Source organism: Streptomyces sp. CB03234 (genome assembly GCF_001905885.1).
Classification (GTDB): domain Bacteria; phylum Actinomycetota; class Actinomycetes; order Streptomycetales; family Streptomycetaceae; genus Streptomyces.
This window is the reverse complement of record NZ_LIYH01000001.1, coordinates 699,853-725,300: the sequence shown is the minus strand read 5'-3', so window position 1 is coordinate 725,300 and position 25,448 is coordinate 699,853. Positions and strand designations below refer to the sequence as shown.

At 70.6% G+C, this 25,448-nt stretch carries 13 protein-coding genes and 1 pseudogene; 4 read left to right on the top strand and 10 right to left on the bottom strand.

The window, feature by feature from the left end; translation table 11 throughout:
• Positions 1 to 39 precede the first annotated feature (39 nt).
• Positions 40 to 1,122 (bottom strand): diiron oxygenase, encoded by a 1,083-nt coding sequence (locus AMK26_RS03255; RefSeq protein ID WP_073751661.1) that lies wholly within the window; start codon positions 1,120 to 1,122, stop codon positions 40 to 42.
• Between the two features lie 397 nt (positions 1,123 to 1,519).
• On the opposite strand from AMK26_RS03255, the pseudogene AMK26_RS38655 reads away from it, so the two are divergent.
• Both AMK26_RS38655 and AMK26_RS03250 read left to right on the top strand, forming a co-directional pair.
• A pseudogene (locus AMK26_RS38655) lies at positions 1,520 to 2,083 on the top strand (ATP-binding protein); the annotation flags it as partial.
• Between the two features lie 141 nt (positions 2,084 to 2,224).
• Complete coding sequence (locus tag AMK26_RS03250; RefSeq protein ID WP_241837779.1) at positions 2,225 to 4,504, top strand: helix-turn-helix transcriptional regulator; 2,280 nt, start codon at positions 2,225 to 2,227, stop codon at positions 4,502 to 4,504.
• 6 nt (positions 4,505 to 4,510) lie between these two features.
• Here AMK26_RS03250 and AMK26_RS03245 read toward each other — a convergent pair whose 3' ends face one another.
• The 9 genes from AMK26_RS03245 to AMK26_RS03205 form a co-directional block, all read right to left on the bottom strand.
• A complete protein-coding gene (locus tag AMK26_RS03245; RefSeq protein ID WP_073751657.1) occupies positions 4,511 to 4,735 on the bottom strand; it encodes a hypothetical protein in 225 nt (74 codons plus the stop codon).
• A gap of 29 nt (positions 4,736 to 4,764) precedes the next feature.
• Positions 4,765 to 6,369, bottom strand: coding sequence for an acyl-CoA carboxylase subunit beta (locus tag AMK26_RS03240; RefSeq protein ID WP_073751655.1), 1,605 nt, complete (start codon positions 6,367 to 6,369; stop codon positions 4,765 to 4,767).
• Positions 6,366 to 6,959: an NADPH-dependent FMN reductase gene (locus tag AMK26_RS03235; protein ID WP_241837778.1), complete on the bottom strand. Its 594-nt coding sequence runs from the start codon at positions 6,957 to 6,959 to the stop codon at positions 6,366 to 6,368. The genes AMK26_RS03240 and AMK26_RS03235 overlap by 4 nt, the downstream gene beginning before the upstream one ends.
• Before the next feature lie 54 nt (positions 6,960 to 7,013).
• Positions 7,014 to 7,220, bottom strand: a complete 207-nt coding sequence (locus AMK26_RS03230) for an MbtH family protein (protein ID WP_073751651.1) — start codon at positions 7,218 to 7,220, stop codon at positions 7,014 to 7,016.
• Positions 7,221 to 7,238: 18 nt separating this feature from the next.
• Positions 7,239 to 8,474: a metal-dependent hydrolase family protein gene (locus AMK26_RS03225; protein ID WP_073751649.1), complete on the bottom strand. Its 1,236-nt coding sequence runs from the start codon at positions 8,472 to 8,474 to the stop codon at positions 7,239 to 7,241.
• Positions 8,475 to 8,480: 6 nt separating this feature from the next.
• Positions 8,481 to 12,719, bottom strand: coding sequence for a type I polyketide synthase (locus AMK26_RS03220; RefSeq protein WP_073751647.1), 4,239 nt, complete (start codon positions 12,717 to 12,719; stop codon positions 8,481 to 8,483).
• Complete coding sequence (locus AMK26_RS03215) at positions 12,716 to 17,158, bottom strand: MupA/Atu3671 family FMN-dependent luciferase-like monooxygenase (RefSeq protein WP_073751645.1); 4,443 nt, start codon at positions 17,156 to 17,158, stop codon at positions 12,716 to 12,718. Before AMK26_RS03215 ends, AMK26_RS03220 begins: the two co-directional genes overlap by 4 nt.
• Positions 17,155 to 22,278 carry a non-ribosomal peptide synthetase gene (locus AMK26_RS03210; RefSeq protein WP_073751644.1) on the bottom strand — a complete coding sequence of 1,708 codons (5,124 nt, stop codon included), beginning with the start codon at positions 22,276 to 22,278 and terminating at the stop codon, positions 17,155 to 17,157. Before AMK26_RS03210 ends, AMK26_RS03215 begins: the two co-directional genes overlap by 4 nt.
• A 77-nt stretch (positions 22,279 to 22,355) precedes the next feature.
• Complete coding sequence (locus AMK26_RS03205) at positions 22,356 to 23,222, bottom strand: DUF5829 family protein (RefSeq protein ID WP_198943979.1); 867 nt, start codon at positions 23,220 to 23,222, stop codon at positions 22,356 to 22,358.
• A gap of 358 nt (positions 23,223 to 23,580) precedes the next feature.
• Between AMK26_RS03205 and AMK26_RS03200 the strand changes: the two genes are divergently transcribed.
• Together AMK26_RS03200 and AMK26_RS03195 are read left to right on the top strand one after the other, a co-directional pair.
• Entirely contained in the window at positions 23,581 to 24,360 is a 780-nt protein-coding gene (locus tag AMK26_RS03200) for an AfsR/SARP family transcriptional regulator (protein ID WP_241837777.1), read from the top strand.
• A complete protein-coding gene (locus AMK26_RS03195) occupies positions 24,357 to 25,358 on the top strand; it encodes a beta-ketoacyl-ACP synthase III (RefSeq protein ID WP_073751641.1) in 1,002 nt (333 codons plus the stop codon). Before AMK26_RS03200 ends, AMK26_RS03195 begins: the two co-directional genes overlap by 4 nt.
• Positions 25,359 to 25,448: the final 90 nt, after the last annotated feature.

The following is a 25,448-nucleotide window of genomic DNA, read 5'->3' as shown; positions in this document are numbered from 1 at the left end:
TGTACAAGCTGCTGACGGCACACGGACGCAAGGCGACGGTCACGCGTCGGGGCCGCCCAGCGTGATCACTTTCTCGACCTGCTCGATCCTGGCCCTGTCGAGGTCGGTGGCGATCTTCTCGTCCTGCTCGATGAGGGCGTCGAGGTCGTGGTGCTCGTACCCGATGATCCCCATCTCGGCGAACGCGTGCTGCATCTTCTTTCCGAAGAGGCCGATGTCCTTGAGCGTCGGAACGATGCGGGAGAAGAGGTGACTGCGGAAGGAGCGGAAGTGCTCCGACTCGCGCATGAACTTGATGCATTCGTCCGCGTCGATGTCGAGATTGCGCCAGACTTCTTCACCGACGAACCGCTCCTGCATCTGGTAGCAGGCCTCGATGCAGAATTCCTCGCGCTCGTCCCGTTCCGCCTGGGTGAGTTCCGGGTAGTACTCGCGCAGGGCCAGCCGGCCAAAAGCCACATGCCGGGCCTCGTCCTGCATCACATAGGTATTGAGTGCCTGGGCCAGCGGCTCCGTGGCATTGTCCCGGATCAGCCCGAACGCTGCCAGTGCCAGTCCTTCGATGAGCACCTGCATACCGAGATAGGTCATGTCCCAGCGCGAGTCGGAAATGACGTCGTTGAGGATGGACTTGAGGCTGGGATTGATCGGATATGCGAGCTCGAGCTTTTCCCTGAGATAGCGCGAGTAGACCTCGACATGCCGGGCCTCGTCCATCACCTGGGTTGCCGCGTAGAACTTCGAGTCCAGATCGGGCACGGTGTGAACGATCTTCGAGGAGCAGATCAGCGCGCCCTGCTCACCGTGCAGGAATTGCGAGAACTGCCACGAGGCAAGGTGATGGCGGACAACTCCCTTTTCCTTCTGGCCGAGCTTTCCCCATACCCGGGACCCATAGATGGCAATGGTCTGTTCCGGCACGCCCATCGGGTTGTCGAGGTCGACGTCGATCGACCAGTCGAGCCGCTCGGCGGCATCCCACTGTTTCTGCTTGCCCTTCTCGTACAGGCCGAGCAGCCGGTCGCGCCCCTCGTCGTATTCCCAGTCGAACACCGTCGTTGCCCCACTGGGCACCTGCCACCGCGTCTGTTCGACCGGGAGTGCGTAGATTCGTGTGCTCACAGGCGTTCCTCCAAACAGCGACCCCCCATGCACCTCGGACACAGCAGCGCACAGGCCAAGAGGAAGTACGCGCCAAGTCTGGGCCACCCGTGGCTCGCGAGGCATTGGGGATAACCCTGGGCGGGAGGCGGCCGGGGGGCCGCGGGGTGCCCCTGGCGAACAAGCCGTCCGCCGTCCGTCCCAGCGCCGGCCACTGCGAATCAGCCACGCTTCATGGCACGTTACAGGTCAACTCCTCACCCTGCGGACGCACATATGCAATAACCATCGATAATCTGCGCGCCGGACATCCCTGCTGCTAGTGTGCAAGGCGCACTGTGCGACACCCGGGGGAGCAGTCCGCACCGACGCGGACATCCGCACCGGACATGAGTACCGATGCGACGACGGGGGGGCGATGAAACGTACCAGCCGTAATCTGCGCCAGCATGCCGTTTCACCCAATCCAGACATGTGGGGTACAGCGGGGACTGTGCCCCTTCACGCGCAATCAGAAGCTCTCGCCGGACGGCGAGATGTCATGCAAATCCTGAGTGACGCACTACGCCAGGTAGCAGGGCGCCAGCCAGTTGCCCGGCTTGTCAAAATAACGGGCGACCCAGGCATTGGCAAGAGTGCGGTGTTGGGGAAGTTCGCCTCCATCGCGCGTTCCGGGAACTCCCGCGTCTTCACCGGCAGGGTGGATCACCAAGAGGGTGCCGCACCATTCGGCCTTTTCGCCGACGCATTCGATGACCAGCACGACCTCGTGCGCTCGGCCGTGGAGGCTCTTCCTCCGTCGCAGCGCGAGGAGTTGAGAATCGCTCTTCGGCTGATCAGGGACTGCGACGGAGAACGTGCGGCAGACGCCGTGAAGGCCATGGCGCGGTCCGGCTTCCGCTCCGTACGCGGATTCCTCGAACAACTCTGCGCACCCCGGCTGATTCTCATTCTTGACGACTACCACGCCGCCGACCCGGCCTCCGTCGAACTGCTCGGCAGTCTGCTGCGCAGGCCGCCGCGGGCACCCATGCTGTTCGTGATCGCCTATCGGAATCGACAGGCGACGCCCGCGCTGCAGGCGGCCCTCCGCGGCCGGTCCGAACAAGTAGTCGTCGAACACGTGCATCTGGAACCGCTTCTCGAGGAGGAGGCAAGCCAGATGCTGGCCGGCGAGGCCACCGCCATCAACCGTCAACACCTGTACCGGGAGAGCGGCGGCAACCCCGGGTATCTGAAGGCGCTCATCTCCGAACAGCCCGTCTTCACCGCGCGCGACGACCTGGGCCGACTCAACCAGACCCCGCGTTTCGGCAATTACGCCCGGTACACCGAGGAACTCCTGCCGCTCCGGCCGGAGATGAGGGAGGTGATCGATGCCGCTGCCGTCGTCGGCCACGAATTCGAGGCGGGGCTGCTCACACAGATGCTGGGCCGGACCGAGACCGAGGTCCTGGGCACCATCGGCGAGCTGATCCGGCGCGACCTGGTCCACCCGGTCGTACCCGGGCAGTACTTCGCCTTCCGGCACCCGGTGGTCCACCGGGCGGTGTACAACGGCAGCGAGCTGAGCTGGCGCGTGGACATGCACCTGCGCGCCGACGAGGCCCTCTGCCTCCGTGGCGCCTCCGCCGTGGAGCGCGCCCCGCACGTGGAGCAGTGGATCAAGCACGGCGATCTCGCCGCGGTCGAGGTCCTCGCCGAAGCGGCCGGGGTCATGGCCTCCACCGACCCCGGCACGGCATCGGCCTGGCTCACCACCGCGCTGCGCGCCCTGCCGCAGCAGCCCCGGTTCGAGGCCCGGCGAGCCGGCATGATGACCCAGCTCGCGAAGGCGCGCGGGGCGACGGGGCAGCTGCGGGAGTGCCGCGATCTGATGCACGAGGCGCTGAGCATTCTGCCCAGAGACCCGGCGCCCGCCCACGCCGAAGCCGTCGCCTTCGCGGCGATGGTGCAGCGCCTGCTCGGCGGCCTCGAGGAGACGGACGCCATGCTGCGCATGGAGCTGGACGTGCTGGGCGGCGAGGACGCCCTGGTCCGCGCGTCGCTCCAGTTCGAGATAGCCGCCGGCCAGCTGCACAGCGGTGACCCCGTGGGCTGCTACCAGTGGGCACAGGAGGCGCTGGCAGTGGTGGAGCGGCACGGGGACCGGCCCCTGCAGGCCTCCTGCCTGGGTCTGATGGCCATGGCGAACTCCGCCAACGGCTGCACGGAGCTCGCCCACGACCTGCTCGGCAAGGCCACCACGATCCTGGACGGCATGCTGGACAGCGAACTCGCCCGCAGTCTCGACGCGGTGATCTGGATCGGCTGGAGCGAGGTGCTGCTCGAACGCTGGGACGAAGCGCTCCGGCACTTCGACAAGGGCGTGGGCTTCGCCACGCGCAGTGGGTACCGGCTGTTCATGCCGCACTTGCTGGCCGGGCAGGCGTTCGTACTGCGCGACCGGGGCAGACTCACCGACGCGGCGATCGCCGTCGAGCACGCGGTCTATCTCGCCGAGCGTACGGACAGTCCGGAAGAGCTGGTCAACGCCTATGCGGTGCAGGGCTATGTGGACATCGCGCTCGGCAATCTCGACGGCGCCCGGCAGAGCGCCTTCGCCGCCACCTTGCAGCCCCGGCACTCGGCGAGCAGCTGGAAGGAGGCGCTCGCCCTGCGGGTCCTGAGTGAGGCGACACTGCTCGACGGCGACCACGAGGGATGCCTGGCGCTGGTGAGCGACGCGGGCGGAGCCGACCTTCCGACCGCGGACGCCGGTTCCCGGGTCGCCTGGTACGAGTTACTCGTACGGGCGGAACTCGCCGCGGACCGGCCGGGACGGGCCGCGGAGTGGGCGCAGCGCGCCAAGCGGGCCGCGGACCTCCTGGAACAACCCGGCCGCATCGCGCTGGCGACGCTGGCCGAGGCGCAGGTGCTGCTCCGTCAGGATCCGGAAAGGGCGCTGGCTCCCGCGCAACGGGCGGCAGCAGGTCTGGAGGAGGCGGGCCGGTCGATCGACGCACTGCGCGCCCGGGTGATCGTGGGCCTCGCCCTGTGGCAGGACGGCCGGTTCGACGAGTCGGCACACGAGTTGAAGGCCGCCCAACTGGCCTGCGAGCAGCTGGGGGCCTCCGCCCTGGCACGCCAGGCCCGCGTCGAACGGCGCCGGCTGGCCGCCCGTGCTCCGCGCGCGAAGAGTCCCGACGCCGAGAGCAGTGTGATGGTCCTGACCGGCCGGGAGCAGCAGATCGCCGCGCTGGTGAGCGACGGCCTGACCAACCGGCTGATCGCCAAGAGGCTGCATATCGCGGAGAAGACCGTGGAGATGCATCTGTCCAACGTCTTCGCCAAGCTGGGCGTCTCGAACAGGGCGGCCGTCGCCGCGATGGTGACCCGTGGGGGCCCGGACTCCCCGCCCTGATGGTCCTCAGAAGACCGAAGCGACGGGGGCCAGGGAGGCGGGCCTGCCGGCCGGGCCCTCCCCGAGGTGCCCGGCCGGCAGGCCGCACCGCAGGCAGATCGGGTCGTCGACGGCCGCGTCCGGGCTGTTCGTGCTCTCGGGCACACCCATGCCCGGGCCCAACGGGATCCCGGCCGAGATCCCGATGAGGGTCCGCAGCTGGGCGTTGAGTTCCTCCCGTTCGTCTGCCATGAGATCAGCGACCCCTGTCCTGTCGAGTGTCAGAGCGGAATATTGCTGTGTTTCTTCGGCAGCGGAGCGACCCGCTTGCTCCGCAGTGCGCGCAGCGCCTTGATCACGGCGATCCGGGTCTCGGACGGCGCGATGATGTCGTCGACGCAGCCGCGTTCGGCCGCGGCATAGGGGCTGGTCAGCGTCGCCTCGTACTGCTCGGTGAGTGATCGTTCCAGTGCGGCGGGGTCCTCGGACGCGGCGAGATCGCGGTGGAAGAGCAGGTCGACGCCGCCGCGGGCACCCATCACGCCGATCTCCGCGGTCGGCCAGGCGAAGCAGATGTCCGCGCCCAGCTCCTTCGAACCCATCACCGCGTACCCGCCGCCGAATGCCCTGCGGGTGATGACGGTGATCTTGGGCACGGTGGATTCGATGTACGCGAACCCGAGTTTGGCACCGCGGCGGATGATCCCCCCGTATTCCTGGACGGTTCCCGGCAGGAAGCCCGGGACGTCGACCAGGGTGAGGATCGGCACTCCGAAGGCATCGCAGAACCGGACGAACCGGGCGGCTTTCTCCGCGGCGTCGATGTCCAGCGAGCCGGCCAGGTGCAGGGGCTGGTTGGCCACCACGCCGATGGTGTGCCCCTCCATCCTGGCGAACCCGCACAGGATGTTCTGTGCGAACTCGGGGTGCACCTCCAGCAGGTCCCCGTCGTCCACGAGGCGTTCGATGACCCGTTGCATGTCGTAGGGCTGTTCGGAGGCGTCCGGGATCACGGAGTCCAGTTCGAGATCGCCGGGCGTGCCGGCCGCGTCCACGTGTGTCGGATAACTCGGCGGCTCTGTGAGGTTGTTGCTCGGGAGATACGACAGCAGGTCCTTGACGTACGCGAGGGCCTCCTCCTCGTCCGCCGCCATGTAGTGCGCGTTGCCCGTGCGCCGCGCGTGGACGCCCGCCCCGCCGAGCTCTTCCAGCCCCACCGTCTCACCGGTCACCGAGCGGATCACGTCAGGGCCGGTCACGAACATGTGCGACGTACGGTCGACCATGACGATGAAATCGGTCGCGGCCGGGGTGTACACCGCGCCCCCGGCGCACACCCCCATGATGACCGAGATCTGCGGGATCATTCCCGACGCGGTGACCACCCTCCTGGCGACCTTGCCGTACGCGGAGAGAGCCAGCACACCCTCCTGGAGCCGTGCGCCGCTCGAGTCGTTCATACCGATCACCGGGCAGCCGATCTGCATGGCGATGTCGAGGAGTTTGCCCACCTTCTCCCCGAACACCTCGCCGACGCTGCCGTTGAAGGAGGTCGCGTCCTGGGCGTACACACACACCTGGCGGCCGTCCACCGTCCCCAGGCCGGTGATCACTCCGTCGCCGACCGGGCGCCGGCTGTCGATGCCGAAGTTGGTCGAGCGGTGCCGGGCCAGCGGGTCGGTCTCCATGAAGGAGTCCTCGTCCAGGAGCAGTTCGATGCGCTCGCGGGCGGTGTGCTTTCCCAGGACGTGCTGTCGCCTCGCTGCCCGGGGGGATCCGGGACGGCGTGCCAGCCGTTGTCTCTCCCTGTACTCCTCGATGCGCTCCGCCGTGGTGTGCGGTACGGCTCGTGCCGACTGGGGCGTGGACTCGTGCTGCGTGGTCATCCGGTCACCCCCGCCATGGCGCCACTGGATCGGCCGAACGCCTGGGCGAACGTGGTCACTTGACGGCCGACCGTCAGCAGCTGCGTCTCGAATCGGTCGCCGGTCCCCGGGCCGGCCCGGTCCAGTGGATGCTCGGTGGTGTTCAGGGCGACACCCAGCGGGGTCGGCCAGCCGCGCAGCGCGTGCACGATGGACCGCAGCGCGCACAGGGTCGTGCCGGCGGACTGCCACCCGGCGGCGGTGACCACACAGCCGACCGCCCGTCCGTCCAGATAGGGGCGCGGGTCGTCACGGAGGTCCTCCAGGTAGTCGAGCGCGTTCTTGACCAGACCCGATACGCCGCCGTGATAGCTGGGGCTGGCCAGCAGCACCCCGTCGGCGCGGGCAAGCGCGTCCAGCAGTTCGCTCGTGGTCTCATCGCGCTCCTTGTGCTGCGGCTGGAAGAGCGGCAGTACGCCGAGAGTCCCGGCATCGAAGAGACGGGTCCGGGCACCGGCCTCCGTCGCGCCCCGCAGCGCCAGGGCCAGCGCCTTGTCCGTCGTCGATCCAGGCCGTCCCGTGCCGCCGATGCCGACGACCAAGGGCTTCATGTCGCCCGACCACATGGCCAAGTGAATCCTCTCCCCTCCTGGCCGGCCGGCTGTTCAGCCGGCGCGCATGCTGCGTGGGCGCAGATCCGTCCACACGCTCTCGATGTGGGCGAGGCAGTCGTCCTTGCTGCCGGAGAAGCCCTCCGCGTGCCAGCCGTCCGGCATCTCCAGTGCCACGTCCCAGATCGAGTACTGTTCCTCCTCGTTGAGCACGACCGCATAGGTGGTGGGTGCTGCCGGAGTGCTGTCGTGGTCGGCCATGAGCTGCCTCTCCCCCGCTTATTTGCGGGTGTCCTTGACGATGGTGCCGCCCTTCATCACCAGGACGACTCGGTCGGGGTTGTCGAAGAGTTCGGGCTCGGCGAGCGGATCGAAGTCCACCGCCACGAGGTCGGCGTACTTGCCTGCCTCGATGGAGCCGATCTTGTCCGCGACACGCATGATGGAGGCGTTCACCGAGGTGGCCGACATGATCGCCTCCCGGGCTCCGATGATCTTGGCCTTGAGGGCGATCTCCAGGCCCCGCCGGTTCTGGTTCGGCCCGATGAGATCGGAGCCGGAGCCGATGGGGACGCCGGCCTCCCGGGCGGCGAGCAGCCCGTCGGTCATGCCCTGCATCGTGTCGCCGACGCGTTCGCGAATCTGCGGCGGCAGCCCGTGCTGTTCGAAGTTCTCCGTGAGGACCTTGGCGATGGACAGGGTCGGTACGAGGCTGACACGGCCGGCCGCCATCATCGCGGCGGTCTCCTCGTCGATACCGGTCCCGTGCTCGACGCATTCCACCCCCGCCTTGACCGCGTTGTGGATACCGGCGACGTTGTGCGCGTGGACCGTGACGTAGGTGTGCCGGGCCCGTGCCTCGGTCACCGCGGTGGCGATCTCCTCGATGGTGAACTGGGTGTCGTCCAGGGAGTCGGCGATGGACACCACGCCGCCCGTGACGGCCATTTTGAGGAAGGTCGCGCCCTGCCTGAAGCACTCACGAGCGGCCTTGCGCACCTCGTCACAGCCGTCGGAGATACGGCCGACGGCCGTCAGCCCGCGCACCCGGAAGTGAAAGGTCTCGTCCGGCGGCAGGAACGGCGATCCCAGGTGCCCGTGTCCGCCGCACTGCACGAGGGGTGACGCGGACGCCCAGATCCTCGGCCCCGGAACCAGTCCGCGCCCCACGGTCCGCAGCACTCCGTGGTCGATCCCGCCGCAGTCGCGTACGGCGGTGAACCCGGCGTCGAGGGTCTGGCGCAGCGTGCGGAAGATGTCCGCGGCCCGTTCGGCGACGGAGAGTTCCATGTTGAGGATCGCCCGGGTCTCACTGGAGTGCCCGAGGTGGACGTGCGCGTCGATGAGACCGGGCAGCAGCGTCAGGCCGCTCAGGTCGACGATGTCGGCATCCCGCGCCGGTCCCCGTACGTCCGTCTCTTTGATCCGTTCGCCGTCGACCAGCACCGAACCCGCGGGTCGCGGGTCGCCGCCCAGTCCGTCGATGACCGTGGCTCCGGTAAGGAGTTGTGGCATGTCTGGTTACTTCTCCGTCCTGGTGGTGGTCGCGCCGCTCCCGGGCGCGGGCAGCAGTCGTCGGCGTACGAAGAATCCGAGCATCCGCTGGAAGAAGGCAGCGTCCAGGTCCGGTGCCGGGGCCTGCTCCGGCGGCATGCTCCGCAGCACGTTGGCGCAGTCGATGGCGGGCATCCGCCGGTCGGGCACATCTCCGAGCATGGCCATCAGCGGTGCCAGGGCGTTGTCCTCGCCCTCGCGGTCCACCTGCTCGACGAGCGCCGCACGCCACTCCTCGAACGGCACGCTGCGCACGGGATACCCGAACTCCCGGATCCGCTCGAAGATGTGGTTCCACTCGAGCGGCCGTGGGTCGATGGTGTGGAACGTCCTGTTCCGGGCGGCCGGCCGCTGGGACAGCCCGACGACCTGCTTCGCCAGGTGGTCGACCGTACCGACGGACAGCCGGTAGTCCCGCAGCGGTGCGAGGCCCAGCTGGACGCAGCCCTGGATGACCTTGGTGATGTAGTCCTCGCTGTTGGCGGCGCCGTTACGGCTGTCGCACAGCACCCCGCCCGCACGGTAGACGGACACCGGGATCCCGCGCTCCCGCGCGATCCGGACCAGCCCTTCCGCCACCCACTTGCTCTGGCTGTACGAGGTGTCGTGACCGACCGGCTCGGGCAGCGGATCGTCCTCCAGGAGGGTGTCCCTGTCCCCGGTCATCGCCCCCGCCAGGACCGCCAGTGTGGAGATGTGGTGCACGGGCTTGAGGCGCGAGCGGGCTGCCAGCCGCAGAACCTCCTGGGTGCCCAGCACATTGGCCGGCTTCAGCGCACGGTACGGGCGTACGAAGTTGACCCACGCGCCGCAGTGGTAGATGGCGTCGGTCTCGGCGGCCAGCTCGTCGAAGGTGTCCGGCGTCAGGCCGAGCAGCGGCCTGGCCAGGTCGCCGGTCACCACGCGCAGCCGGGAACCGTGGGGCGCCGGCAGGCCGTACGAGTCCAGCGCGGCGCGGACCCGGTCGAGTCCCTCCGCCGTGTCCGCGGCCCGTACCAGGCACACGACGGTGGCGTCCGTACGCTCCAGCAGTTCGGCGCAGAGGAAGGCGCCGACGAAGCCGGTGGCGCCGGTGAGCAGCACGGTTCCCGGCGGCCCGTCGTGCGCGGCGGGCAGCCCGTCCGCCCGGATGTCCTCGTCCAGCCGCACCTCGCCCGCCAGGTCCGGGCCGGGCGGCGCGGCAGGCACGTCCGTGCCTCCCAGCGCCCGTTCCACCATGGTGGCCAGTGCCGCCACGGTCGGCGCGCGCAGCACGTCCCGGGCGGCGAGGCCGGTGACTCCCATGCGCCGTAGCCGGCGGGTGGCCTGGGTCACCATCAGCGAGTGGGCGCCGAGATCGAAGAAGTCGTCGTCGACTCCGATCCGGTCGATGCCCAGCAGGCTGCACCAGATGTCGGCCACCTGGCGTTCCGTCTCGGTACGTGGCGCCACCAGGGCGTCGGCCTGGTCCTCGTCCGCTTCCGGCGCCGCTTCCACGGCGTACGGCCGCGGCCCGGTAACGGGCCGGGTCTGCTGCGCCTCGACCCAGTACCGCTTGCCCTGGAACGGATAGGCGGGCAGCGGCACGCGGCGCGGGGCGGCCTCACCGTGGAAGGCGTTCCAGTCCACGGCGACCCCCTGCTGCCACAGCCGGCCGACCGCCGTGACCAGGTGGGCCAGGTCGGGGGCCGGGTCGCGCGGCAGCCCCATCGTGGGGACCGCGACCGGCGCCGGGGCCATCCGCTGGGCTGCGACCAGCGACGTCAGCGCCTTGCCCGGCCCGACTTCGAGCAGGGTCCGGCCGGGCCGGTCGAGGACGCTGCGCACCCCGTCCGCGAACCGCACCGGACGGCGCAGGTGGTGAGCCCAGTACTCGGGGGACGTGGCCTCGACCGGGGTGATCCAGGTACCGGTGACGCCGGAGACGAAGGGGATCTCCGGCTTGGACAGCGTCAGCCGGCCCACCTCGCGGGTGAACTCCTCCAGATACGGGTCGACCATCCACGAGTGACTGGCCACCGGGACGCTCACCTTGCGGCAGTCGATGCCACTGCCGCGCAGGTCCTTCAGCAGCGCCGCGATGTCCTCGTCCGGGCCGGCCACCACCGTCAGATCGGGTGCGTTGACCGCCGAGACCGACACCCGGTCGGGCAGCAGGCGCAGCAGCTCCTCCTCGGGCAGCTGGACGACGAGCATCCGGCCCGGCTCCATCTTCGCGAACAGCTCGCCGCGGGCGAGGGTGATGTCGAGAGCACCCGGAAGGGAGAACACCCCGGCGAGGCAGGCGGCGACGTACTCGCCGAGGCTGTGCCCGATCATCGCCGCCGGGCGTATGCCCCACGCCATCAGCTGACGCGCCAGCGCGTACTCGATCGTGAACAGCGCGGAGACCACCCCGGCCCCCTGGCCGCGTCCCATCGTGGCGGCGCCGCCGGTGAGTTCCCTGCCGCTCAGCGGCGTGAAGGCGGCGGGGAAGAGCAGCCTGCGCAGGTCGAAGCCGAGCCTGGGCATCAGCAGTTCCGCGCACTGGTCCACCTCGGCGCGGAACACCTTCTCCGAGCGGTAGATGTCCAGGCCCATGTCCGGATGCTGCATGCCACCGCCGGGGAAGGCGAAGACGGCCTCGTGTTTCCCGTCGGGCGCGGTCCTGGTGTGGAGCCGGTCCGGATCCTCGCCGCGCAGCGCGCGTACGGCGTCCGCCGCGTCCGTGCAGACCGCGAACCTGCGCAGCCGGAAGCCGCGACGGCCGTCCTGGAGCGTGTACGCCACATCGGCCAGGGCCGGAGGCGGATCCGCGCGGTCCAGACGGGTCGCCAGCCGCTCGGTGGCGAGGTCCACGGCGGTCCGGTCACGTCCGGAGACGGGCAGCAGCTGCCACTCCCGCGGCTGCGCCGAAGAGGGCCCGGCGGCCGGGGCCTGCTCGATGACGACGTGCGCGTTGGTGCCGCCCACTCCGAAGGAGCTCACCCCTGCCCGCCGCGGCCCGCTCGCCGGCTGCCAGTCCCGCACGCCGTCCGGCACGTAGAACGGTGTGTCCTCCAACCGCAGACCCGGATTGGGCAGCGTGAAGTTCGCGGTGGGAGGGATCTGCCCGTGATGGACGGCCAGTGCGGCCCGCATCAGTCCGGCCGCACCGGCTGCCGCGTCCAGATGGCCGATGTTGGCCTTCACCGAGCCCAGCGCGCACCGTCCCACGGCGCCGCCCGGCTGCTGGAACGCCTGGGTCAGCGCAGCGACCTCGATTGGGTCGCCCACCTGTGTGGCGGTGCCGTGCGCTTCCAGGTAGCCGATGGTGGACGGATCGACACCGGCCATCGCGAGCGCCGAGGCGATCACCCGGGCCTGGCCGTCGACGCTCGGGGCGGCGAAACCCGCCTTCATCGAGCCGTCGTTGTTGACCGCCGAACCCCGGATCACGGCGTAGATGTGGTCCCGGTCGGCCAGCGCCTCCGAGAGCCTGCGCAGCACGAGCACCACGGCACCGTTGCCGGGCACCGTGCCGCCCGCCTTCGCGTCGAAGGGGCGGCAGCGTCCGTCGGCGCTGAACAGCCCGCTGTCGGCGACCGGATAGCCGGCCTTCAGCGGCACATTGACGGTCACTCCCCCGGCCAGCGCCACATCGCAGTCGTAGCTGAGCAGTGACTGGCAGGCCAGGTGGGTGGCGACCAGAGAAGTCGAGCAGGCCGTCTGCACCGTGTACGCCGGGCCGGTCAGGTCGAGCAGATAGGCGACGCGGGTGGCGAGGAAGTCCTTGTCGTTGAACATCCGTGCCACGGGGGCCATCGGCGAGTGCAAGAAGCGGGCATTGGTGTTGAGGTTCTGGGCCATGTACTTGTTCATGAACGAACCGCCGAAGACGCCGACCGCCCCGTCGAAGCGTGCCGGGTCGTGGCCGAAGTCCTCCATGGCCTCCCAGGCGGTCTCGCAGAACACCCGCTGCTGGGGGTCCATCGTCTCGGCCTCGCCCGCGTTGAAACCGAAGAACGAGGCGTCGAAGCGGTCCGCGTCCGGAAGATGGCCGGAGGCGGGGACATAGTCGGGATCGGCGAGGGTCTCCTCGTCGACGCCCGCGGCCGCCAGTTCCTCCCGCTCGAACCAGGTGATCGACTCCACTCCGTCGCGCATGTTGCGCCAGAACTCCTCGACGGTCCTCGCGCCCGGCACCCGGCACGCCAGGCCGACGATGGCCACCGGCTCGACGCCGTCGAGCTCTTCGTCGCCGGTCACGCCCCGCTCCGTTCCGCTCGTCGCCTCGCCTGCCGGGCGAACGCGTCGGCCCGCCGGCCGGCCGTCTTGCGTACCCGGTCCAGCCCGTCGCCGGCCCCCTCCGCGCCCGGCGTGCCCGCCGTGTCGAACGCGGCGACCAGCGCCCGCGCCGTGGGATAGCGGAAGATGTCCACGAGGGACAGCCGGTCGCCGAGCACGGGCCGCAGCCGCGCCCTCGCCCGCACGGCGAGCAGCGAGTTCCCGCCCGCCTCGAAGAAGTTGTCGTCCATGCCGATCCGCTCGGCGCGCAGCACCTCGGCCAGTGCCTCGGCCACGTGACGCTCCTTGTCGTTGTCCGGCGGCCGGTAGACGGCGGCCGGCCGGTCCTCCGGGCCGGGCAGCCGGCCGCGGTCCACCTTCCCGTTGGCCGTCATCGGCAGGGCGTCGAGGAAGACGACGTCCGCGGGAACCATGTAGTCCGGCAGCGACGTGGAGGCGAACGCCCGCAGCGCGGGCGCGGTCAGGGCGTTCGCACGGTGCGGGACGGGGACGCAATAGGCGACGAGGCGGCTGTGCCCGCCTTCCCCGCGCACGGCGACGACCGCGTTCCGTACGTCGGGATGCGCGCCCAGGGTGTTCTCGATCTCGCCGAGTTCGATGCGGTGGCCGAGGACCTTGACCTGGTGGTCCAGCCGGCCGAGGAACTCCAGCTCACCGTCGGCACGCCGGCGCACCAGGTCCCCGGTGCGGTAGAGCCGCTGCCCCGGCTCCGCGGCGAAGGGGTCCGGGATGAAGCGTTCCGCGCTGAGCCCGGGACGGCCGAGGTAGCCGCGTGCGACACCCGGGCCGCCGAGGAGCAGTTCCCCCGGAGCGCCGGCGGGTGTCGGCCGCAGATAGGCGTCGACGACGTACGCCCGTACGTTGGCCAACGGCCGCCCGATGGTCACCGGCCCGGGGCCGCCGACCGGCGCCGTCGTCGCCCAGATCGTCGCCTCGGTGGGGCCGTACATGTTGTGGACCTTGCCGGGCAGCAGGGTCGCCAGCCGCTCGGCAAGCGGGGCGGGCAGCGCCTCGCCACCGACCAGCAACCGGTCCAGCCCTTGGAGCGCGGCCGCCGCGTCGTCGTCCTCGACCAGCAGCCCCGCCACCGAGGGCGTGCACTGCAGATGGGTGACCCCGTGCCGGACGAGCTGCGCCGCGATCGGCTCGTCGGCCTGCGCGGTGCGGCGCCGGGACTCGCTCAGCTCGCGTGTCGTCGCGAGATGTTCCAGGGAGGCGAGCACCCTCTCGTGCTCGACACCGAAGTCGATGAGGCAGGCCACCTCGTCCACCTCGATCGATTTGAGCCGGTCGATCACATCGGCGCAGTGCTCCGGCGTACCCAGCAGCCCCGACGTCTCGAAGAACCGGTCGAAGGCCTGCGCGACGAGGTGGTCGAGCTCCTCCTCGGGCAGCGTACGCAGGTCGATCTCCCGCCCCATGGCCTGTCCGAGGCCGGTCAGCAGGTCGAAGGAGGACTTGATGTACGCGCACAGGGGCTCGCGTACGGTCTCCCGCACCTCGTCGGTGTCCGTGCCCACGAAGGTGTGGAGCATGACCGTCACCTGGCCGTTTCCCGGGTGCCCGGCCTCGCGCCACGCCTGCCGGTAGAGCTGGATCTTCTGCGCGAGCTGTTCGACGCTGTGGCCGAGCAGGTGTGTCAGCAGCCCCGCACCGCTCTCACCCGCGAGCTGGAACGTCTCGGGGCTGCGGGCGCTGGTGATCCACACCGGCAGTTCGTCCTGAACGGGGGGCGGGAAGATACGTACGTCGGTCTCGGTGCCGGCCCCGTTGCGGCGGCGTACGGTCTCCCCGCGCCACAGCCGGCGCAGTTCGTCGAGGCCGCTCATCATGGCCTTCTTGCGGTCGGCGTAGGCGTCGGGTGCGAGCACGAAGTCGTCCGGCTGCCAGCCCGACGCGACCGAGATGCCGGCCCGGCCGTGGGAGATGTTGTCCACGACGGACCACTCCTCGGCCACCCGCAGCGGATCGTGCAGCGGCAGGACGACGCTGCCGGCCCGTACCGCCACGCGCTCGGTGATCGCCGCGATCGCGGACGCGGTGACCGACGGGTTCGGGTACAGCCCGCCGAACTCGTGGAAGTGCCGCTCCGGGGTCCATACGGCCGAGAAGCCGTTGCGGTCGGCGAACGTGGCGCCCTCGATCAGCAGCCGGTACGCGTCGCCCTGTTCACCTCCCCGGTCGCCGCCGAAGTAGAACAGGCTGAGGTCGAGCGGCCGCGCCTGCGTCGAGGAGGTCACGGCCGGGCCGCCGGTCCCGACGCCGTGCCGGGTCGGCTCGTCGCCACGGACGACCACCCGGTAGCCGCGTGCCAGCGTCCACAGCAGCTCCAGAACCGAGATGTCGAAGGACATACTGGTGACGGCGAGCCAGGTGTCCGGGGTGTCCGCGCCGAGCACCTTGTCCATGCCGCCGAAGAACGTCTGGACATTGCGGTGCGAGATCATCACGCCCTTGGGCCTGCCGGTCGAACCCGAGGTGTAGATCACGTACGCCAGGTGCTGCGGCGAGACCGCGGAGGCCGGTCCGACCGCCCCGGCGGGCGTTCCCTCCGGCTCGGGTGTGTCGAGCAGCAGTGGCGACGCGGGCAGCCCCGCGATGCGGCGTGCCAGGGCCGCTCGCGTCACGATCACCGGGGAGCGCGAGTCCTCGACCATGAACGCGATCCGGTCGGCCGGGTAGCCGGGGTCGAGCGGCAGATACGCGCCGCCCGCCTTGAGGACGGCCAGCAGTGCGACGACCAGGTCGGGCGAGCGGTCCAGGTAGACGCCGACCGGTACGTCCGGGGCGACCCCGCGGGCCCGCAGCCGGGCGGCCAGCGCCTCGGCGCGCCGGTCCAGTTCGCGGTACGTCATCGCGTCCCGCGGCTGCTGCTCCGCGCCCAGCAGCGCCGGGGCGTCCGGCGTACGAGCGGCCTGCCGCGCGATGAGCTCGTGGACCAGTACGTCAGGTACGGGCTCGGCGGGCGGGTTCCAGTCCTCCAGGACACGGCGGATCTCGTCCGGTGACAGGACGGGCAGTTGACGCAGTGGGGTGTCCGGGGCGGCCACGGCGGCGGCGAGGACGGCGCTGTACTGATCGCCGATCGAGCGGGCCGTGGCTTCTTCGAAGAGGCTGGTACTGAACTCCAGGCGGCCCGACAGCCGGTCCCCGGTCCGGGTGAGGCTGAGGGTCAGGTCGAACTTCGAGGTCTCTGTGTCGCCCGGCACCAGCTGGACGTGGCAGCCCGGCAGGACCAGGCCGTCGGCGTCGCCCTCGTGGTAGCTGAACATGAGCTGGAAGAGCGGGTTGTGGGCCGGGTCGCGGCTGGGCTGCAGTTCCTCGACCAGCTTCTCGAAGGGCAGGTCCTGGTGTGCGACCGCGGACCTGCTCTCGTCCCGGGCGCGGGCCACCAGCTGCCGGAACGTCGGCTCGCCGGAGACGTCGACGCGCTGCACCACGGTGTTGGTGAAGAAGCCGATGAGCGACTGCAGTTCGGCCCTGGTCCGGCCCGCCACGGGTGATCCGACGATCACCTCGTCGCCACCTGCCCGGGAGTGCACCACGGCGGTGAACGCGGCCAGCAGCACCGCGAACGGCGTGGCGCCTTCGGCGCGGGCCAGCCGGCCCACCCGCTCGGTGACATCGGCGCCGATGGCGAAGTCCAGGTGGCTGCCGAGGCGGTTCTGGGTGGGAGGCCTCGGGCGGTCCCCGGGCAGCGTGGCCAGAGCGGGGGCCCCGGCCAGCCGCTCCCGCCAGTAACCGAGCATCTCCTCCAGGCGGCTGCCCCGGAGCCTGGCCTCCTGCTCCTCGGCGAAGGCCGCGTACTGGACCTCCACCGGCGCCAGTTGCGGCTCCCGCCCTTCGGTGAAGGCGCCGTACAGGGCCGACAGTTCACTGCCGAGAACACCGAGCGACCACCCGTCGCAGGCGATGTGGTGCAGGCTCAGGCAGAACCGGTGCTCGTCGGGCGCGAGCCTCAGCAGCAGAGGCCGTACCGGCAGGTCCGCCGCCAGGTCGAACGGCCGGGCCGCCTCCCGCCGGCACTCCTGCTCCGCCGCGGCCGCCGGGTCGGGCAGGGCGGACAGATCGTGGACCGGGATGGTCATCGGCTCGGCCGGGCGGACGAACTGGCGCGGAGTGCCGTCCACCGACCGGTAGACCGTGCGCAGCACGTGATGCCGGCGGACCACTTCGCCGAGGGCGCGCTCCATGGCTGTCACGTCCAGCGGGCCGCTGATCCGGTAGATCAGCGGGACCACGTAGACGGGGTTGTCCGGGTCGAGCTGGTCGAGGAACCACAGGCGCTGCTGAGGGTAGGAGAGCGGGTGGTGACGCTCGGAGATACGCCGCTTGAGCCGCTCCGCGAGCTGGGCCCGCCGGTCGTCGGCGGTGCCACCGAGGGGAGTGCCGTCCGTCATCGTTCGACCTCGTTCTCAGCCATGTCACGCAAGAGGGCGTTCACCTCGTCGTCGGAGAGTTCGTCGATCCGGTGGAGCAGGTCCTCGTCGGAATCGGCCTCGCGGGTGGTTTCGCGGGCAGGGGCCGGCGGCCGTCCGGCGTCGGCGGAGGCGAGCGCGGCGTCCACGTCGGCCGCGAGGCGCTCGACGGTCGGCGCGATGAGGAAGTCACTCAGCGGCAGGTCCACGGCGAATCGTTCGTTGACCTTGCTGATCAGGCGCATCGCCAGCAGGGAGTTGCCGCCGAGAACGAAGAAGTCGTCCGTCACACCGACGTCGGGGATGCCGAGCATGTCGGCGAGCAGCTCGGCCAGTGTCCGCTCCGTCACGGTCCTCGGTGACACATGGCCTTCGAGCGGCAGCCTGCTGTCGGCGACCGCCGGCAGTGCCGCGCGGTCCACCTTGCCGCTGGTCGTCAGGGGCATCGCCGCCACTTCGGCGTACACGGCGGGCAGCAGGTACGCGGGCAGGGTGCGGGAGAGGAAGTCCCGCAGTTCGTCGGGGGGAGGCGCGGACCGGCCCGGCGCGGACGCCACGTAGGCGACCAGCCGCCGGCCGGACGGGGCGTCGTCGACGACGACCGCGGCCTGCCCCACTCCGGGGTGGGCGGTGAGGGCCGTCTCGACCTCACCCGGCTCGATCCGGTATCCGCGGATCTTGACCTGGTTGTCGGCCCGGCCGAGGAACTCCAGCGTTCCGTCCCGCCGGTAGCGCGCCACATCGCCCGTGCGGTACATCCGCGCCCCGCCTCCGGTGTACGGATCGGGCAGGAACCGCTCGGCGGTGAGCCCGGGGCGGTTCGCGTATCCGCGGGCCACACCCGGGCCGCCGATGTACAGCTCACCCGGCACACCGACCGGGACCGGCCGCAGGCGCGGGTCGAGCACGTGTGCCGTCGTGTTGGCGATCGGGCGGCCGATGGGCACCGAGGCCGTACCGTCCGGCAGTGACTCGATCAGGTGGCACACCGCGAACGTCGTGGTCTCGGTGGGTCCGTATCCGTTGATCAGCCGCGTCGGCCTCTGGTCGGCGGGGCTGTCCAGCAGCTGCCGTATGCGGCTCACATTGAGCACATCGCCGCCGACGAGCAGGTTGGTCAGCCCGGCGAAGGTGCCCGGGTTCTGGGTCATGACCTCGGTGAACAGCGCCGAGGTGAGGAACATGCCGGTCACACCGTGCTCGCTCAGTGCGGCCGCCAGCCCGCCGGGGGTGAGCAGCTGTCCGGCCTCGATGACGCACACCGCGCCACCGTGCAGCAGCGCGCCCCACAGCTCGAAGGTGAGCGCGTCGAAGGAGGCGTCGGCGACCTGGGCCAGCCGTTCCCGCGGACCGAAGGAGACGTAGTCGGTCCCGCAGACCAGCCGCAGCACCGAGCGGTGTTCGACCATCACGCCCTTGGGCCTGCCGGTGGAGCCGGAGGTGAACAGGATGTACGCGAGGCTGTCGGGTGTGGCGTGCGCGGCCGGCGCGTGTGCCGGGGCCTGGGCGAGTTCCCCGGCCACCTCGTCCAGGATCAGCGTCCGGGCCGCCCCCGGGGCCAGCCGCCCCTGCAGGCCGGCGCGCGTCACCACCAGCGGCGCGGCGGCGTCGTCGAGCATCGCGGTGAGCCGCTCCGCGGGGTATCCGGGGTCGAGGGGTACGTACCCGCCGCCGGCCTTGAGGACGGCCAGCAGCGTGATCACCATCTCGTCACCGCGTTCGAGCAGGACGCCGACGGGGACGTCTTTGCCGACGCCGCGCGCCCGCAGCAGGTGGGCCAGGCGGTTGGCCCGCTCCTCCACCTGCGCATAGGTCCGGGACCGTCCGCCGGCGACGAGCGCCGTCGCGTCCGGCCGGGCGGCCGCCTGCTCGGCGAACAGCTCCGGGACGGTCCGGTCGTACGGGAACGCCGTCGCCGCTCCCCGTGATCCGCCGAGCACGTCGGCGAGTTCGTCGGCGGCGAGCAGCGGCAGCCGGTCGAAGGGGAGGCCGGGGGCGCGGAGTGCCTCCTCCAGGAGGGTCGTGTAGTGCTGGACCATCCGGCGCATGGTCTCCGCGTCGAAGAGGTCTGTGGCGTACTCCCAGATCAGAGTGATGGCCGAGTCGTCGTCGCCGACTCCGTGACCGGCGTGTTGCTCGGCACGTGGGAGCACGACGACGTTGATGTCGGTCTTGGCGGAGTCGTTGTGCAGTTCCCGTACGGAGCCGCGGATGCCCATGAAGTCCAGGTCCGGGATCTGCGAGTCGTGGAAGCTGAACATGACCTGGAACACCGGATTGCGTGAGGGGTCGCGGGGCAGCGCCAGGGCGTCGACGAGCCGGTCCAGCGGCACGTCCTGCCATTCGTGTGCCCGTCCGACGGTGTCGTGGACGCGCCCGACGAGGTCGTCGAAGTCCGGCTCCCCGGACAGATCGATGCGCAGCGGGACGGTGTTGACGACCATGCCCATCATCTGCTCGATCTCCGTCAGCCGCCGGTTGGCGACCCCGCTGCCGACCACCACGTCACGCTGACCGCAGTAGCGCGACATCACCGCGGAGAATCCGGCGAGCATCGTGGAGTAGAGGGTGGTACCCCGGGAGCGGCTGTAGGCGCGCAGTCCGCGGCAGAGCTCGCCGGGCAGGTCGATACGGACCGAGGAGCCCCGGAAGCTCTGTCCGACCGGGCGTGGCCGGTCCGTGGGGAGCTCCAGGGTGGGCGGTATGCCGTCGAGTTCCCTGGTCCAGTGCGCGATGTACGCGTCCAGGACCTCGCCTCGCAGCCACTCCCGCTGCCACAGCGCGAAGTCGGAGTAGCCGATGGCCGGTTCGGGCAGCGGCGACGCCTCGCCCCGCGCCAGGCTCGGGTAGAGCTCCTGCAGTTCCCGCAGGAAGAGGGCGTACGACCAGCCGTCGTGCACCAGGTGGTGTTCGACGTGGACGAGCGTGTGATCGTCCTCGCCGTGCCGGATCAGCACCCAGCGCACCAGCGGCGGCGTGGTGAGATCGAAGGCGGCCTGCACGGTCCGCCTGATGATGGCGTCGGCGCGCTCCGCCGCCTCGTCGGTGCCGAGCCCGGTCAGGTCGTGCAGCGGCAGCTCGACTTCCATCGGCGGTTGCGGGAACTGCGTGGGCCGGCCGTCGACCTCCCTGAACGCGGTACGGAACACGTCGTGGCGGCGCACGATCTCGTTGAGGGTGGCGCGCAGCACGTCGGCGTCGAGCGGGCCGCGCAGGCGGATCACGGCCTGCGCGTTGTACGCGAGGTTGCCCGGTGAGAGCTTCTCCAGGAACCAGATGCGTTCCTGGGGGAAGGACAGCGGAACCGGTACGTGGGCGTCGTCGCGCCTCCGGGCCCGGATCGGCGGCACGGTCGGGCCGCCCGAGGGGGCGGCCGAGTCGATCAGGAGGGCCATCGCCGCCACGGTGCGCGCTTCGTACACGCGGCGCAGCGGAAGCTCCCGGCCGAGTTCCGAGCGCACCCGGGCGGCCAGCCGCCCGGCCAGCAGGGAGTGGCCACCGAGGGCGAAGAAGTCGTCGTCCACGCCGACCGAGTCGAGGGACAGCAGGTCGGCCAGTACGGCGGCGAGTGCCCGTTCGGTGGCGCTCCGGGGCGCCGTACGGCCGGAGGTGTCCGGTGTTCTGTCGGGCGCGGGCAGATTCTCCCGGTCGATCTTGCCGCTGGGTGTCAGCGGCATCTGCTCCAGGGGCACGATGACGGCCGGCATCATGTGGGCCGGGAGGCGCTCCGCGAGATGGGTCCGCAGCCGCGCGGTGTCCAGGCCGGTGCCCGTCGCGTAGGCGACGAGCTGTGGGCCTGCCCCGTCGTCGCGCGGGATCACCACGGCGTCGGTCACCTGTGCGTGCTCGGCCAGTTGCCGGGCGATCTCGTCCGGCTCGATGCGGAAGCCCCGGATCTTGACCTGGTGGTCCAGGCGCCCGAGGAACTCCAGGTTGCCGTCGGCCCTCTCCACCACGCGGTCACCCGTGCGGTACAGCCGGGCCGCCCCGGGCCCGGCCGTACCGGTATCGGGAATGAACCGCTGAGCGGTCAGGGCCGGCCGGCCGAGGTAACCGCGCGCCACGCCCGCCCCTCCGATGAGCAGCTCGCCGGGTGTGCCCGGGGGCACCGGCCGCATCGACTCGTCGACGACCAGAGTGCGGGCGCCACGGATGGCCGTGCCGATGGAAGGCTTGCCGCCGCCGGGCGTCAGCTCGGCGACCGTGGCCCAGACGGTGGCCTCGGTGGGCCCGTACGCGTTGAACATGCGGCGTCCGGGCAGCCACTGCTCGACGAGGTGCTCCGGCAGCGCTTCACCGGCGCACACCAGGACCGCCAGGTCGGGCAGCGCGGCCTCGGGCAGCGTGGCCAGTACGGAGGGCGGCAGGGTGACGTGGGTGATGCGGTGGTCGCGCAGGAAATCCGCGAGGCCGGGGCCGGGTGCGATGTCCTCGCGCGGCGCCAGCACCAGGGTGGCACCCGCGGACAGTGCCATCGTCATCTCGAACACCGACGCGTCGAAGCTGGTCGGCGCGAACTGCAGCACCCGTCCGTCCGGCCCTACGCCGAAGGTCTCGCTCTGCGCGCGGGCCAGGTTGGCCAGCCCCCGGTGGGTGAGCGCGACGCCCTTGGGACGGCCGGTGGAGCCGGAGGTGTAGATGACGTAGGCCAGGTGACCGGGTGCCGGCGACGGCCGCGGTTCCCCGGCCAGGGGCTTCGCCGGCGCGGCGCCGTCCACGTCGGGGCTGATGGTCTCCAGACCCTCGTACACCGGGTCGCGGGCGGTCTGCGGATCGGCGACCAGCAGGGTGAGGCCGGAGTCGGCGATCATGTAGCGGAGCCGGTCGGCCGGGTAGGCGGGGTCGAGAGGGAGCCAGGCCGCACCGGCGCGCAGGATGCCCAGCACCGCGGACGGCAGGTGGAGGGACGGGCTTGCGGCGATCCCGACCACGCTGTCCGGGCCCACGCCTCTGCGGACCAGCTCCGCGGCCAGCCGGGCCGATCCGTCGTCCAGTTCACGGTACGACAGCCGCTGGTCCTGGAACTCGACGGCGATCGCTTCCGGCGTTGCGGCGACGTTTCTGTCGAATATCTCACCGAACAGTGGAGTCGTCTCAGGCATGTGTTCTGGGCTCCCCGATTGCGCTCGGCCTGCTGTGACTGGCTTGACCTTTCCGGACTTATTCCGCACACGACCGCTCAGTGCGAGGGAGTGAAACTCCAGCGCGCGGTCTCCGGTGATTCGATGACCATTCGCGAGGTCTCACCGAATGTGAATTCCCTGGGCACCGAGGGCTCGTAGGCATCGGGATCCAGGCCGATCTCTATTTCCGTGACGCGTTCCAGCCGGTCGCCCGTCTCCAGCCGTAGGGTGAGGCCGTGGCCGCGCAGTACCCGTACCCCGGGCCCGGTTTCGGTCTCGGCGAGACCGAAGACGGCGAGCGCGTCGGCGAGGCGCCGGCCGCGCTCGGCGGTGACCGAGACCGTCACGCCGGTGACGTCCCTCATGAGCCGCCTCGCCCCGTCCGGAGCACCGAGCGCCGCGTCCAGATAGCTCTTGCGGAGCAGCGCCCCGTCCGGTGCGGGCTGTGCGCCGAGGGAGTGGAAGTACTCGGGCGTCACCTCGTTGAGGAAGAGCAGCAACGGACTGCCCTCGCCGAGGTCGACGCTGATCAGGTGGTACCACGGCTGCTGTTCCTCGGTGCCTTCCACCGTACGAAACACCAGGTCATGGTGGTACTTGACCTCGCCGGAGGCATCCAGCGCGGCGCGGGCGCGCTCGGCGGACCCGGGCTCCTCGAACGAGAACACCAGACCGCCCGTGAGCGGTGAGGCGCTGGGCAGATCGCTGCCGAACAGTTCGATCAGCGTGTTCTCGCCGGCCACTCCCAGAGTGGAGTACTGCCCGGCGACCGAGCTTTCCGCTTCCTTGCGCTTGATCCTGCCGAATCGTTCCGCCAGGAACCCGCTCGCCGACACATCGCGATGCGCGGCCCCGTCGAGCAGCACCATGACGTGGTCGAGGCGGGGTACCGGCGCTCCGTTCGCTGCAGATCCACTCGTCACACGTCTGCTCCGATCGCGTCCGAATTGGCGGTCCGACGAATACGTATGACGCACCGCGTGCCACGCGGTTGCCCTCGGCGGACACCGGAGCCAGGAGTCTTGCATCCGCCACCCCTGCAAGGCACCGGGGGAATCCCTGGGCACCCTGGGGAACCCCTGGGTCGCCCCCTGTACCCGACAGAAATCCCTTGACACTCCAGCTGCCGCACGACAAGCATGACGTCTTGCCAATTTGACGACTTTGATCAACGCGAGATCGCGGTAGCCGGAAACCGGACACCATGGCGATGCCGCCGACAGGACGCCCGACGAGTCGAATTGACTTAGGAGTGTCGTGCACATCGAAATTCTTGGCACCGTGTCCGTCACAGTGGGCGGTCACCAACGCGCGATCCGCGCGAACAAGGTACGCGCCATGTTCGCCACCCTGGCCCTGGAACCCGGGCGGGCGATCTCCCATCTGGAACTCGCCGACGAGCTGTGGTCCGGCCGGTCGCTCGGCAATGTGCACAACGCGCTTCAGGCACACGCGGCGCGCCTGCGGAAGATCCTGGCCGACCCTTCCCAGGGACGGGCCGCCGCGACCGTACTGCGCGCCGTACACAACGGCTACGTACTGGACATCCCGCCCGAGGCCGTGGACGGCAACCGGTTCCTCGATCTCGCGGCGCGGGGGTCGGCCACCTTGCGCCACGACCCCTGCCGGGCGATCGAACTCCTCCAGTCCGGACTGCGGTTGTGGCGTGGACCGGCCCTCCTCGACGCCGGAGACGGGTTGCGGTGCCGGGCGGCGGCCGCGCTGTTCGACGAGCGGCGGCTGACCATGTGGGAAGACCTCATCAGTGCCAGGCTCGCCGTCGGCGACGTCCGCCAGGCGGCCGCCGAACTACGCCAGCTCGTCGCCCAGCAGCCCCTGAACGAGCACTTCTGCGCGCAGCTGATGATCGCCCTGTACCGGTCGGGGCGGCAGGGTGAAGCACTGACCCTGTATCACGGCACCCGTCAGCGGCTGGACGAGGAGCTCGGCGTACAGCCGGGCCTGCCACTGCAGCAGTGCTACGCCGGGATCCTGGCCCAGGACCCCGCGCTCACGCCGGCCGGCACGGGCCGGCCCTCAGCCGTCGGCCGGATCGCATGAGCGGCCGGGCGGCGGTCCTCGCCGGCATCGGCGGCTGCCTGCCGCCGCGCGCGGTGTCCAACGAGGAGATCGCCGCGGTCTCCGGTGGCTCCGACGAGTGGATACGGTCCCGGACGGGCATCCGGCAGCGGTACTTCGCCGCTCCCGGGACCGCCACCTCGGACCTCGCGGCCGGAGCGGGCGAGCAGGCACTCAAGTCCTCCGGCGACCCCTCGGTGGACACCGTGGTCGTGGCGACCTCCACACCCGACCGGCCGTGTCCGGGGACCGCGCCCACGGTGGCGACGCGGCTCTCGCTGTCCGGTGTGGCGGCGTTCGACGTCTCCGCCGTGTGCACCGGCTTTGTCTACGCCCTCGCCACCGCCGCCGGGCTGATCGCGTCCGGCTCGTCCACCCGCGCCCTGGTCATCGGGGCGGACACGTTCTCCAGCATTCTCGACCCGAAGGACCGGACGACATCGGCCATCTTCGGTGACGGCGCGGGGGCGGTGGTGCTGCGCGCGGGGGAGGACGGGGAGCCGGGCGCCATCGGCCCGTTCGACCTCGGCAGCGACGGGGAGGGCCGGGATCTCATCACGGTGCGGTCCGGCGGGTCGGAACAACGCCTGGCCGGTCTGCCCCCCGAGGCCGCGGACCACTACTTCGCGATGGCCGGCAAGGAGGTCTTCCGGCACGCGGTACAGCGCATGGCGATGTCGTCCACCACCGCGCTGGACCGGGCCGGCTGGCACCGTACCGACGTGGACTGGCTGGTCGCCCACCAGGCCAACGCCAGGATCCTCACCCGGCTCGCCGACGAACTCGACATCCCGCACGAGCGCGCCGTCAGCAATATCGCCGAGGTCGGCAACACCGCGGCCGCGTCCATCCCGCTGGCCCTTCACCACGCGCATGCCACCGGAATGCTGCGGCCGGGTGACCGGATCCTCCTCACCGCCTTCGGCGGCGGCCTCACCTGGGGCTCGTCCGTACTGACGTGGCCCGGGAGCCTGGCCTGACACCCGCGGCGCGGCAGCACCGCCGCCGCCCCGTCCCTTCCGCACACACCATGACACGACAGCCCCACACGACAGCAGCACAGGACGAGA